Annotated in this window: 10 protein-coding genes; 1 reads left to right on the top strand and 9 read right to left on the bottom strand. The window is 66.9% G+C overall.

Annotation, left to right across the window (positions count from 1 at the left end):
• Positions 1-181 precede the first annotated feature (181 nt).
• Genes ABZW74_RS22315 through ABZW74_RS22295 form a run of 5 tightly spaced genes read right to left on the bottom strand, consistent with a single transcriptional unit; the run spans position 182 to position 6,376 of the window.
• Entirely contained in the window at positions 182-979 is a 798-nt protein-coding gene (locus ABZW74_RS22315; protein ID WP_355279444.1) for an SDR family oxidoreductase, read from the bottom strand.
• A 9-nt stretch (positions 980-988) separates the two neighbouring features.
• Positions 989-1,738 carry a methyltransferase domain-containing protein gene (locus ABZW74_RS22310; protein WP_355279441.1) on the bottom strand — a complete coding sequence of 250 codons (750 nt, stop codon included), beginning with the start codon at positions 1,736-1,738 and terminating at the stop codon, positions 989-991.
• Between the two features lie 10 nt (positions 1,739-1,748).
• Entirely contained in the window at positions 1,749-2,045 is a 297-nt protein-coding gene (locus tag ABZW74_RS22305) for a hypothetical protein (RefSeq protein WP_355279438.1), read from the bottom strand.
• Positions 2,046-2,054: 9 nt separating this feature from the next.
• Positions 2,055-3,794: an ABC transporter ATP-binding protein gene (locus ABZW74_RS22300; RefSeq protein WP_355279436.1), complete on the bottom strand. Its 1,740-nt coding sequence runs from the start codon at positions 3,792-3,794 to the stop codon at positions 2,055-2,057.
• Positions 3,791-6,376, bottom strand: coding sequence for an ATP-binding cassette domain-containing protein (locus ABZW74_RS22295; RefSeq protein WP_355279433.1), 2,586 nt, complete (start codon positions 6,374-6,376; stop codon positions 3,791-3,793). The genes ABZW74_RS22300 and ABZW74_RS22295 overlap by 4 nt, the downstream gene beginning before the upstream one ends.
• Before the next feature lie 179 nt (positions 6,377-6,555).
• On the opposite strand from ABZW74_RS22295, the gene ABZW74_RS22290 reads away from it, so the two are divergent.
• A complete protein-coding gene (locus ABZW74_RS22290; RefSeq protein WP_355279430.1) occupies positions 6,556-7,023 on the top strand; it encodes a YdeI/OmpD-associated family protein in 468 nt (155 codons plus the stop codon).
• Positions 7,024-7,179: 156 nt separating this feature from the next.
• Here ABZW74_RS22290 and ABZW74_RS22285 read toward each other — a convergent pair whose 3' ends face one another.
• From ABZW74_RS22285 to ABZW74_RS22270, 4 genes are all read right to left on the bottom strand, one after another.
• Positions 7,180-8,844 (bottom strand): ABC transporter ATP-binding protein, encoded by a 1,665-nt coding sequence (locus ABZW74_RS22285; protein WP_355279427.1) that lies wholly within the window; start codon positions 8,842-8,844, stop codon positions 7,180-7,182.
• Positions 8,841-9,713, bottom strand: coding sequence for an ABC transporter permease (locus ABZW74_RS22280; RefSeq protein ID WP_355279424.1), 873 nt, complete (start codon positions 9,711-9,713; stop codon positions 8,841-8,843). Before ABZW74_RS22280 ends, ABZW74_RS22285 begins: the two co-directional genes overlap by 4 nt.
• On the bottom strand, positions 9,710-10,738 hold the full coding sequence (locus ABZW74_RS22275; protein WP_355279421.1) for an ABC transporter permease: 1,029 nt from the start codon (positions 10,736-10,738) through the stop codon (positions 9,710-9,712). The genes ABZW74_RS22280 and ABZW74_RS22275 overlap by 4 nt, the downstream gene beginning before the upstream one ends.
• Positions 10,735-12,340: ABC transporter substrate-binding protein (locus tag ABZW74_RS22270; protein WP_355279418.1), on the bottom strand; the 1,606-nt coding region annotated here is incomplete at its 5' end. The genes ABZW74_RS22270 and ABZW74_RS22275, both read right to left, overlap by 4 nt.

Genomic DNA, 12,340 nt, shown 5'->3' with positions numbered 1-12,340 from the left:
ATCCCACCAAACCGCCTAGCATTCAACATGACTCGTTGATCACCACGCGTGATTCCACGCCGATCCGAAGTCCACCACTCCACGGGGCACTACCCCGGGGAAGAAGTTCTTCCCCTATTTTCAGGGACAGACCACTGCGGCGTTTTCCCAGGTCAGAGCGTCGGTCACCCAACTCTTCGAGTCAGCTCAACGAACGCTGGAACCGCCGCATACCGCGTAGCCAGCGGTCGTAGTCGGTGCCTTTGTGCCGATACATGTCGAGCACCTCGGGATGCGGCAGGATGAGGAATCGCTCGTCGGCGATGGCCGCCATCACCTCGTCGGCGACGACGTCGGGTGTCAGCACCGCACCTGCGGTCTCGACGGCACGCTGCATAAGCGCCTGATCTGCCTGCACCACAGCGTCTTTGGGTCGCAACAGTGCGGTGTCAACGCCCATCGGGCACAGGCAGCTCACCCGGATTCCGTTATCGCCGTAAGTGATGTTGAGCCACTCGGCGAAGCCGACGGCGGCATGCTTGGTGGCCGCGTACGTCGCGTTGCCCAGCTGGGTGAGCAGACCGGCGGCCGACGCAGTGCTGATGAAGTAGCCCTCGCCACGCTCCACCCAGCCGGGCACCAGTCGGCGGGCAGCACGTACGTGGGCCATCAGATTCACATCGAGTGCAAGATCCCAGACCGCGTCCTCGGTGTCGACGCCACCGCCACTGCCGATGCCCGCGTTGGCGAAATAGAGGTCCACCGGACCGAATTCGCTCTCGGCGAGTGCAACCACGGCATCGATGTGCGACGGGTCGGCGGCGTCGCCGGCGAGCGATACCGCGTCGGCGCCCAAGGCGTCAGCGACGGTCGAGGCCGGCGCCGCGTCGAGATCAGTGACCACCACCCGCGCACCACGGGCGACGAGGGCACGGGCGATCGCACTCCCGATGCCGCCACCGCCGCCGGTCACGATCGCGACCTTGCCGGCTACCTCCATGACAACTCCTCACTGAGTCACGACCGTCGCAGGTCGCAGTACGTATGCGGTATAGCCGAACTCGTCGCCGTGACGTTCCCACATCGCGATCTCCTCGCGAAACGGTGCCAGGGATTCGGCAGGAACCCCACTTCGCGTCAGGTCGTCGAGCCGGGTCCTCAGCGGTCCGTAGTAGGTCGCCCAATCAGCCTTGGGGAGAACATAAGTCGCGCTCAACGTCCAGCCGGCGTCCGCTATCGCGGCCACGTTCTGCGCGGTTGTGCGCATCGCCGGGTAGCCCGCATTCCAGTAATCCCGCACCGCCGCTGCCGGTTCCGAGGTCATCCACTCGGCCTCGGTCACCACGACGACGCCGTCGTCGGCGAGCATCGGCCGCCACGTTGCCAGTGCGGTGTCGAATCCGATGATGTACGCGGCACCTTCGGACCACAGCAGATCCACCGAACCGTCGGGAATCGGCATCGCGTCCATCGACGCGGCGAGCGTTTTGACCCGCTCGGTGACACCGACTTCCGCGGCCCGACGCTGCACTTCGGCAAGGAAGGGTTCGTGCAGGTCGACCGCCGTCACCGTTCCGCCGGTGAGTTGCGCGAGTGGCACCGTGGCGGCACCTGGCCCGCTGCCCACATCGAGAACCGTTGGCTCTTCGGGTAACTCGCCCACCAGTCGCAGCAGCAACGCGGCGGTCTCGACCGAACCGGGCGCCGCCCTGGGCAGACCGTCGTACACCTGCCAGATCAGCTCGTCCGGATCGCTCATGCCAACTCCCTCACGCCCGCGAGGTCACCGCATACGTCGTCGCGGCAGTCGCACCGGTCACCGCGAACACCGACGGCCACGCGCCGATCTTCTTCGCCAGCGGATGCGACGCCCCGAACGCACCGAGGTAGGTGGCCAACAGACCGCCGGCGACGGCCGGACTCTGGCGTGCCCATTCGCGTGTGCAGTACGCACCGGCCGCGGCGAGAACGACCCCACCGAGTTCGCGTCGGCCACTGAACCGCGCCGCGCCGTAACCGCCGATCAGACCCGCCACAACCACGGGCACCGTGGGGCTCACACTCATGGGGCCAGGCTACTGCGTCGCGGTGAGCGACCACGATGCGGTCGCACCCTGGTGCTCCCAGAACTGCGCGAATCCTCCACCCGCTTCCCGCAGCTCGTCGGGGTTGCCGTCCTCGACGATCGTCCCGTCCTCGAGGAACACCACCCGATCGGCTCGGCGGATGCCCGCCTGCCGATGCGCGACGATCACGCGGGTCTGCGCCACGGTGTCCGCGGACAGCGCGTCGACGACGGCCCGCTCGTTCTCGTTGTCGAGTGCGCTGGTCGCCTCGTCGATCAGCAGGATCGGCGCCCGCTTCAGCAGTGCGCGCGCAATGCTGACGCGCTGCCGCTCGCCGCCCGACAGCACCGCACCACCCTCACCGACCTGCGACGACAAGCCGTCGGGCAGTCGGACGGTGATCTCGTCGACCCGAGCAAGAGCGGTCGCCGCTGAGACTGCTGCCGGCTCCGCCGTCGGATCGCCGGCCAGGATGTTCTCCTCGATGGTCCCGGAGATGAGATACGGCTGCTGGAACACGACGCTGGTCAAGGTGCGTCGTACCTCCGGATCGAGCGTTGCGGCATCCACACCGTCGATCAGGACACGCCCGGCGTCGGGCTGGTAAAGACCCGCGATCAACCCGAGGATGGTGCTCTTACCCGATCCGGACGGCCCGATGACAGCCGTCGTGGTACCGGGCTCGAGGACCAGGTTCAGGTTGTGCAGCACCGGTTTTGCGTCGCCGGCGTAAGCGAAGGTGACGTTCTCGAACTCGACTCTCGGGGCTCCGGAAGCGACGCGAGTCTGGTCACCGGCGGGGACAAGCGGGCCGTCGAGCACGGTCTTGATGCGACGCAACGTGAGTCGCGTGGTCTCGAGCGCCGGTGCGAGTTCGGCGAGCGAGGTGAACGGCTCGAGGTAGCGCACGGCCACCACGATCAGCGCCACGGCCTCCGCGGTTCCGATCTCGCCGCTGACTGTGAGCCAGGCCGCGGTGCCGGCCAGAACGAATAGTGCCACCTGGGCAACGACGCTGAAAAGCAACTGTCCGGGGATCTGCATCAGGAGTAGCCGGACAGTCGCGCCGTGCTGGCGGGCCAGTGCGTCGCCGGCCAGGCTCCGTTCGTTCTCCACCCGCCGCGACACCCGCAACGCCTGCTGTGTGCGAGCGAATTCGACCACCCGCTCGGTGAGTTGGGTGTTGGCCGCGTCGGCAACGTGGTCGGCCCGCTGGCTGAACGCGCCGGCCGCCCACATCGCGCCCAGCATCAGGGGCACGCCGATCAGGGCGACGACGCCGAGTTGCCAGGCAACCGGGATCAGCGCGATGGCGATCGCGACGGGCACCAGGAGAGCACCCGACATCGGAACCACCAGATAGACGATCAGACCCACCAGGTCGGGGCCGGTCGCGGCGATGGCCTGTCGTGCGGTGGCGGTGTGTTCGGCAGAGAACCAGGTCAGGCGGATGCGCGAAAGCCGTTCGGAGACACCATGTTGTGCACTGTTCAACAGGGTGAAGCCGAGGTCGTGTCCACACCGCGACGCCGTCGCGTCGACCGCCCACCCGATCACGGTGGCAACGGTCAGCACGCCGAGCCACGTCAACGCCCGATCGTGGTCTCCGTCGATGAGCGCCGAGATCAGCGGCACGAGCACCACCACACCGATGGCACGTGCGATCACCGACACGACCGTGAGTACGACGAACCGTGCGATGACCGGACGGCTGGTGACCGGCAACAGGGTCAGGATGGTGCGGATCATTGCTGAGCTCCCATCGTGGCGTCCGCGGAGGTGGTCGGCACTTCGGTGGCGTCCCACAGCGCGCGGTAGCGACCACCCGCCGCCATCAGGTCACCGTGGGTTCCGGTCTCGACGACATGTCCGGCGTCGAGCACCACGATGTTGTCGGCTCCGGTGACGGTGTGCAGCCGGTGCGCGATGACGAGCACGGTGCGTCCGGCCGCGAGGCGGCTGAGTGACTGCTGCACAAGGTATTCCGATTCCGGATCGGCGAACGCGGTGGCTTCGTCGAGGATCAGCACCGGCGCGTCGGCGAGCAGCGCCCGCGCGATGGTGAGACGTTGTCGTTCGCCGCCGGACAGCGCCGCGTCGGGCCCGAGTGGGGTGTCGTATCCCCGGGGCAGACGCAAGATGCGGTCGTGGATGTTGGCGGCGCGGGCAGCCGCCTCGATCTGTTCTGCCGTGGCGTCGGGCTTGGCCAGTGCGATGTTCTCCGCGACGGTCGCCGACACCAGCTGCGTCTGCTGCAACACGAAGCCGAGGTGGCGGTACAGCTCGTCGGGTTCCATCGTGGTGATGTCGCAGCCGTCGACGCTGATGCTGCCCGCGTCCACGTCGTGGAAACGCGCGAGCAACGCGGCCAGCGTCGATTTGCCCGACCCCGACGGCCCCACCAGCGCGGTGACCGTCCCTGGCGCGAGCCGCAACGAGATGTCGTGCAGCACCGGCAGATCGGGTCGGTAGCCGAAGGTCACGGTGTCGAACATGACTTCACCTGGAGTACCGGGGGTCTGGGTCGAGGCGACGTGCGTGGTCAGTTCCTGTTCGTCGAGCACGTTCTGGATGTCGCGCGCCGCGATCATGCCCGCCCGCAGCCCGCCCAGCCCGTAGCCGATGCCGAGGAGCCGGGCGCCGAACGTGGTGCCCAGCAACAGGAACGGCAGCAAGTCGACCGGGTTGATCCAGCCCCAGATGACGAAGAACGTGCCCACCGCGGCGATCAGCCACAGGAAGGTGGTGGGCCGGGTGATGAGATCCATCGTGGTCTTGGCGCGTCCGAACGGTCGTTGCCAGCCCTCGAGGAAGTCGATGTAGTCGTCGAGGTTGCGGCGGAAGCTCGACGCCATCACCCCGCCGAAGACGCGGATCACCGGTTGGGCGTCCAGATACGAGGCGGCTTCGCCGTTCATCCGTTCGATCCATGCCTGCGAGAGCGGAATCTTGGCGCTGGACTGGATCAGCATCCGGTACATCGTGATGACGTAGCCGAGCACCGGCACCAGCAGGAACAGTGCGACACCCCAGTCGACAGTGAACAGGTAGATCAGCACGGCCAGCGGCGCGACCACTGCGGCGACCGCGTCGATGACCGCGTGGGTCACCAGATAGTGCAGCGAGAGGGTGTTGTCCTGGATGAGGGTCTTGATGCTGCCCGAGTTGCGTGCGGTGAACCAGCCCAGGGGCAGCCGGGCGAGTTTGGTCAGCAGTCGTCCACGCAGGTCGCGGGAGAATCGCGCGTCGACTCCGTGCAGCCACAGTTGCAGCGCCGAGTCGAGGAGCGCGAACACGCCCAGCAAGACGACCGCCAGGATCCCGACCGACCACAGTTCGGAGGTGGGTGCGTCGTCGAGCAGGCGCGTGCCCAGTTCGACGAGTAGGAGATACGGGGCGAACCCCAGGATCGTGACGATGGCCTGCAGGATGCCCGCCAGGATCAGCGTCCGTTTGAGCGGGGCGATGAGCCTGCCGGCCGAATTGGCCCGCCACTGGCCGGCCGGTTTGGGCTCGGCCGGTGGTTCCGCCGCCGGTTCGGCGGGCGGTGCTTCCACGGTCTCGACGGCGGTCTCGGCCGCGAGTTCCTCCGGGTCGCGTTCCTTGCCCATGGCCTTGCCCTGCGCCCAGTACGCCTGTGCGTGGGTCTCCGACCGGGGGAAGCCGAAGTCCTTGAGCCGCTTGCGAATGGCCTTGAGCGAGTTGGATTCCGGTCCCGCCCACGCGTACCAGTTGGACCAGTCGCGGGTCTCGATGGCGTCGGCCAGGGCTTCCGGGCTGTCACGATGTACCCAGTGGAACCGGGCGCGCGGGTGGGTGGCCAGCGGAATCTCGTGGTCGGCGGGTCCGTGCTCTTCGAGATACACCTCGACGGGGATGTCGTCGGGCACGATCTCGATGATCGAGTTGATCGCCGGGATCGACGCAGAATCCCCGATCAGCAGGTACCCGTGCGGGCGGTTCTCGGCGGGGATCTCGAACGGGCGCGAACTCATCGACATCATGGACAGTTGGTCGCCGGGGGTTGCGGCTGCCGCCCACTTCGACGCCGGGCCGGCCGGTTCGTGCAGGATGAAGTCGAGCGCGAACTCACCGGTCTCCGGGTTCTGTTCGGAGAAGGTATATGCCCGCTGGAACTCCTTGCCCTCACCGTCGGGGAACCACCCGCGGACGAAGCAGGTCGGGCCGGGTAGCGCCTCGTCGAACAGGGTGTCGGAGCGGAACCGGATTCGGATGCAGTGCGAGGTCACCTCACCGATGTCGGTCACGGTTGCGACGTGGTCGCGGGCGCCGAACGCCTTCATGACCGCGCCGTTGAACCCTCGACTCATCCGTTCCACCCCTTCGCGTCGGGCCGCCACGTATTTGGCAAGCTCAACTAAGGGTAACCTCACGCCGAAATGATCCGGCACTACCACCATGAAGGGGATCGCTTGCGGCGGCTCGATGACATGAGCCCGCGGATTGGTCACACTCGAGGGACGGACATGCGCGGACCGAGGAGATGATCATGCCGGCGACCGAACAGCTCACCTTGACCACGGTGCTGGAGCCGCGCGGACCCGCCGCGGCCGTGATCCTGACCGACGAGCAAGCAGCGGCGCTGGGAGGTGGATCGAAGGCCTTCCCGGTCACGATCACGATCGCCGGCACGTCGCGCGCCGCGCGTCTGGCCCGGATGGGCGGCGAGAACATGGTCGGCCTGAGCAAGGCCGCACGGACCGAACTCGGTGTCGAGATCGGTGAGAAGGTCGATGTCACAATCACGTTCGACGATGCCCCGCGCGAAGTCGACGTCCCGCCGGCGCTGGCCGAGGCGCTCTCTACCGACCCTGCACTCGGGGCGGCCTTCGATCGGCTCTCCTACACGAAGCGCAAGGAGCACGCGCGGTCAGTGGCCGACGCCAAGAAGGACGAGACCCGTGCGCGTCGTGTAGCCACGGTTGTGGCGAGCCTGACTGCCGACACCGCTCCTTGAGCCGAGGTGCCCGAGGCGCCAGCCGAGCACCTACCGCTCCCTGCCTCGAAGGGCTGGTGAGACGACAATGTCATCTCACCAGGGTCTTCGAGGCTCGCAGGCTCGCACCTCAGCCATCGGGAGGGCCTCACGCAGGCTGCAGCCGGCGGTGGGGCGTCAGGCCACCAGCTCCCCGGCGTCGATCCGCGGCACGGCATCGAGCAGCGAGCGGGTGTACGGGTGGCGCGGGGTCTCGAAGACGGCGTCGGCCGTGCCGTACTCCACCACCTCGCCGTCGCGCATGACGAGGATGTCGTCGCTGACGTGGTGGATGACGCCGAGGTCGTGCGAGATGAACACGAGTGCGACGCCGGTTTCCGCCTGCAGGCGCGCGAGGAGATCGAGGATGCGGGCCTGGATGGAGACGTCGAGCGCCGACACCGGCTCGTCGCACACGATGACCGACGGCTCGGGTGCGAGCGCACGAGCGATCGCCACGCGCTGCCGCTGACCGCCAGATAACCGGAGCGGGTGGCGTGTACGGAACTCGTCGGACAGGCCGACCTGGTCGAGAAGTTTCGAGACCGCGGCGTCGACGTCGACACCGGGGCCGCGTCCGGCACGCAACGCATCACGCAGGATTCGTTCGACGGTCCAGCGGGGATCGAAGGAACTCAGCGGGTCCTGGTAGATGACCGAGATCAGGTGCCGCGACGCCCGACGCTGCGCATCGTTCAGTGCGCTCCACGGACGGCCGTTGAGTTCCACACTCCCCTCGTCGGGTGTCGTCAGGCCCAGCACGATGCGAGCCGTGGTGGACTTGCCAGACCCGGATTCGCCGACGATGCCCAGAGTCTTGCCCGGCTCGAGGTCGAAGCTGACGCCGTTGACCGCCGCCTTCTGGGTGCGTGCCTTGCCGGTGAACGTCTTGTGCAGGTCGCGGACCTGCAGCGCGAGCGGCCGATCGTGGGCCGGCGCGGGTGCGGCCGGCAGGGTGTCCCCGCTGGTGAGCAGCGTGCCCTTGGACGCACGCGACGGTACGGCCGCGAGGAGACTTCGCGTGTACTCGTGCGACGGGCGGGTCAAAACATCACGAGTGGGACCATATTCGACGATCTCGCCGTCCCTCAGCACGGCAACACGATCGGCGACCCGCGAGACGACAGCGAGGTCGTGCGAGATGAGGATGATCCCGTTGCCCCGTCCCTTGGCCTCGGCCAGCACGTCCAGAATCTGCGCCTGCACAGTGGCATCGAGCGCGGTGGTCGGTTCGTCGGCGATGAGCAGCTTCGGGTCGCGAGCCAGCGCCGACGCGATGAGCGCGCGTTGTCGTAGGCCGCCGGACAGTTCGTGCGGACGCTGCCGCGCACGCACTCGCGGCTCGGGCACGCCGACGAGGTCGAGGAGTTCCACCACCCGCTCCTCGCGCAGCGCACGGTTCAGCCGACCGGACGTCCGCACTCCATAGTTGCCGAGCGCCTCGTCGATCTCGCTACCGACGGTGCGGAGTTGATCGAGAGACACCAGCGCGTCTTGGAGGACGAAGCCGATCTGCTCACCGCGAAGTCCGCGCCATTGCCGGTCAGTGCGTCCGAGCAGGTTCTGACCGTCGAAAGTCAGCGTCGCAGCATCGATCTCAGCACCTTCGCCGGTCAAGCCGATCAGTGTGCGTGCGGTCACCGACTTCCCAGAGCCGGATTCGCCCACGATGGCCAGGCATTCGCCTGCGGAGACGTCGAAGGAGATGCCCTTGACGATCTCCTTGCCACCGAACGAGATTCGCAGATCCTGCACGTCCACCAGCTTGGGTGCGCGCACGCGTTCTGCAGTGTCGACGCTCATCGTTTGATTCCTTCCAGTCGGTTACCGAGGTAGCGCCCGAAAGTGGTGAAGGCCAGTGCCACCACCACGATCACCAGGCCGGGGAAGATCTCCAACCACCACGCGACGGTGATGTAGGTGCGACCGGCGTCGAGCAGCGCACCCCATTCGGGTGCCGGCGGCGGAACACCGAGTCCGAGGTAGGCGAGGCCCGACGCCCAGATGATGGCCTGTCCGATTCCGAGGGTGACGGTCACGATCATCGGCCGCAGCGCGTTGGGAGCGATGTGCTGGAACAGGATTCGCGACCGCGGGTGGCCGATCGCGGTCGCGGCCTCGACATACGGCGCGTTGCGGACCGCCAGCACTTGACCGCGCACGATGCGCGCATACCCGGGCGCTATGCCGATCCCGATCGCGAACACCAGGGTCGTGGGACCGGGTCCGAAGACCGACACCAGCAGTAGTCCGAGCAGGACGGTCGGGAAGGCGAACATCACCTCGATCCACCGATTGGCCAGTGCGCGGGCGATGCCGCTCGACAGTCCGGCCGCGATACCCAGCAGCACGGCCAGCACCGAGGCGATCGCTACCGCGCCAAGCCCGATCTCGAGCGATTGCCGGGTGCCATAGATGATGCGGCTCAGCAGGTCTCGCCCGGAGAGATCCGTACCGAACGGATGTGCCCACGACGGCGGCGACAACACGGCGTCGAGGTTGATCGCGTACGGATCATAGGGCGCGAGCAGGGCCGGCGCGACGGTGGCCACCACCAGCAGGACCAACACGACGACGGCGGCGGTGACTGTCGACGGTAGCGGCCAGCGCCCGACCTTGTTCGACGGCCCGGCCGCGGTGCCGGTTCTCGTGCGGGGTGCTATGAGTGTCATGGGACCTCGATCCTGGGGTCGATCACGGTGTAGAGCGCGTCCACCACGAGATTCGCGATGACGTAGATGAAGGCGACGAAGACCACGATCCCGCCGACCAGCGGGACGTCGCGCGAGCTCGCCGCCGCCACCAGGGTTTGGCCGATACCGGCACGGGCGAAGACGGTTTCGGCGATCACCGCACCCGAGAGCAGCGCACCCATCGCCCAGCCCGACACCGTCACCGCAGGAAGCACGGAGTGGCGCAGCACATGTCGCGACCGCACCGACAGATCTCCGAGGCCACGGCTGCGGGCCGTGAGCACAAACGGCTGATCCAGTGCGCGGGCGAACTCGTCGCGGGCGATCTGCCCGAGGAAGCCGGACAGTGGGATGGCGAGCGTGAGAACGGGTAACACCAAGCCCCACAGACCCGTTCCACTTTCCACCGGGAACCAGCCGAGATTGATGGCGAACACCACAAGCAAAATGGAGCCGATCCAGTACTGCGGCAGACCGGCGTTGACGGTCTCGATGAACGATCCCGCGCCTCCCCAGAATCCCCGACGCCCGGCGGTGAGGGTCGTCAGCACCAGCACGATCAGCCATGCGACGACCAGAGCGCTGAACGTGAGGACCAGGGTGGGGCCGACCTGATCGGCGATGATCGTGGTCACCGACTCCTGCAACTGGTAGGAGGTTCCGAGGTCGCCGTGCAGCAAACCCTGCAGGTAGTGCAGGTACTGCTGCCAGATCGAATCGTCGAATCCGTACTGCGCGTTGATCGGTGCGATCTCGTCGGGGGTGCGCTCGCGGCTCTGCCCCGACGACAGATTGAGCAGCAGTGTGGCGCGATCGCCGGGCGCGAGGACCTGAAGGAAGAAGGTGACGGTCGCCGCCGCCCACAGGACGAAGACCCCCGATCCGATTCTGCCCAGCCAGCGCGTGACCGTCGGCGATGGGCGCCACCGCGCCTCCCCGCCCCTCTTGGCGCCGACGGAAGAGCTTGGTGCTTCCTTCTCGATCGTGCTGTCGGACAACGTCATCGCACAAACCTCGCATCCGCGAACACCGGTTCGCCCTGGGACTTCTCGATCCACACGTCATGCAGCTTCGGCGACATCGCGAGCGATGTGGTCTGCGTGTACAGCCCGATGGCAAGCGCCTGGTCGCCGATGATCCGCTGGGCCTGGCGATACAGTTCCTGCTGCTGGGTGGGGTCGGCCGACGAGTTGGCCTGCTCGATCACCTGCTGCAGATGCGGATCGTTGTAGAAGGCGTTGTTGTAGGGATTCGGGTTGCCCTCCAGGCGTTGTCGCCAGTTGATGTAGAGCAGACCCGGCGTCGGACTCGTCCAGTAGCCGACGTACGCGTCGTAGGTGTTCGACTTGGCGTACTGGCCGCCGAAGTAGGCAATCTGCGTCGCGGGCACGAGGGTGAGGTCGAATCCGATCTGCTTTGCCTGGTAGGCAATGTCCTGCAGGACCGCCGCACCCTCGGGCCCGATGATCGCGTCGGCCGCGTAGACCACGCGAGCGGTCAGTCGTTCGGTTCCACGGGTACGGGTGCCGTCTGCGTCGCGTCCGGTCCAGCCGGCCTGGTCCAGTAGCGCATTCGCGCGGGCCGGGTCGTATGGATAGGCACCGGACTGCGGGTCGTAGTTCGGCGTGCTCTGGCTGAGCGCGCCGTTGGCGTTGAACGGCACCACGCCCAAAAAGGCTGTCTTGACGGCCCGTTCGCGGTCGGCGGAGAAAGCGAACGCCTGCCGGACACGCACGTCGTCGAACGGCTTGTTGGCTACGTTGAGCGTGATCGCATTCGGGCGCCCGGGTGTGACGTACTGGCGGGTCTGGAAGGACCGTGTTGCCGCCGTCCAGTTGATGGCGGGCACGTTGTAGATCACGTCCGACGATCCGCTGGTGAGCGAGCCGTACCGAAGTACCGGGTCTTTCAAGAACTTCCAGATCACCTTGTCCACGTATGCCGGGCCCTGGTGCCTCGCGTTGGCCGGCGCCGAGTTGTAGTTCGGATTGCGGACAAAGGTGATGCTGCGGTTGCGATCCCAGCGTTCGATGATGAACGGACCGGATCCCACCGGGGTCGAGCAGTTCGCCTTGGTCCCGCGGGCCAGCGCCTTGGCCGACTGAATCCCGAAGTAGCCCTGCGTGATCACCGTGAGCAGCGGGCTGTACGGCTGTTTGAGATGCAGCCGATAGGTGTACTTGTCGATCGCCTCGTCGGAGGCAAAGTACTGCCCGATGTAGGAGACGACTGTACCGTTCGGATTGTCGGGGTTGAGGTAGGAGTTGAAGGTGGTCTTGACCGCCGCGGCGTCGACGTCGGTGCCATCGCTGAACCGCACACCCGGCTTCAAGTGGAAGGTGTAGGTCCGCCGGTCCGGTGAGATGTCCCAGCTGTTCGCCAACCACGGCACCACGCGCCCGTCGTCGGCGAGGGAGACCAGGTTGTCGAGGTATTGCCGTGCCAGATAAGCATTCTGGACCCATCCGCCATGGATGCACGGCGGCTCCTGCTCGTGGCCGTACTCGATGACGCCACCCGTCGCGTACTCGCCGGGTGTGGCGGGCACGCCGGTCGATCTGCCGTTGCCGGTTTCGGGCGCGGCGCACGCGGCCAGCAGCACGCAC

Source organism: Gordonia sp. NPDC003585, from assembly GCF_040610755.1.
Taxonomy (GTDB): Bacteria; Actinomycetota; Actinomycetes; order Mycobacteriales; family Mycobacteriaceae; genus Gordonia.
This window is presented reverse-complemented; position numbering and strand designations above follow the sequence as displayed.

Bases quoted from the DNA above. Each gene is read 5' to 3' on its own strand.
- ABZW74_RS22290 (WP_355279430.1), top strand. From the start codon at position 6,556: ATGCCGGCGACCGAACAGCTCACCTTGACCACGGTGCTGGAGCCGCGC.
- ABZW74_RS22315 (WP_355279444.1), bottom strand. From the start codon at position 979: ATGGAGGTAGCCGGCAAGGTCGCGATCGTGACCGGCGGCGGTGGCGGC.
- ABZW74_RS22275 (WP_355279421.1), bottom strand. From the start codon at position 10,738: ATGACGTTGTCCGACAGCACGATCGAGAAGGAAGCACCAAGCTCTTCC.
- ABZW74_RS22295 (WP_355279433.1), bottom strand. From the start codon at position 6,376: ATGAGTCGAGGGTTCAACGGCGCGGTCATGAAGGCGTTCGGCGCCCGC.
- ABZW74_RS22285 (WP_355279427.1), bottom strand. From the start codon at position 8,844: ATGAGCGTCGACACTGCAGAACGCGTGCGCGCACCCAAGCTGGTGGAC.
- ABZW74_RS22280 (WP_355279424.1), bottom strand. From the start codon at position 9,713: ATGACACTCATAGCACCCCGCACGAGAACCGGCACCGCGGCCGGGCCG.
- ABZW74_RS22300 (WP_355279436.1), bottom strand. From the start codon at position 3,794: ATGATCCGCACCATCCTGACCCTGTTGCCGGTCACCAGCCGTCCGGTC.
- ABZW74_RS22305 (WP_355279438.1), bottom strand. From the start codon at position 2,045: ATGAGTGTGAGCCCCACGGTGCCCGTGGTTGTGGCGGGTCTGATCGGC.
- ABZW74_RS22310 (WP_355279441.1), bottom strand. From the start codon at position 1,738: ATGAGCGATCCGGACGAGCTGATCTGGCAGGTGTACGACGGTCTGCCC.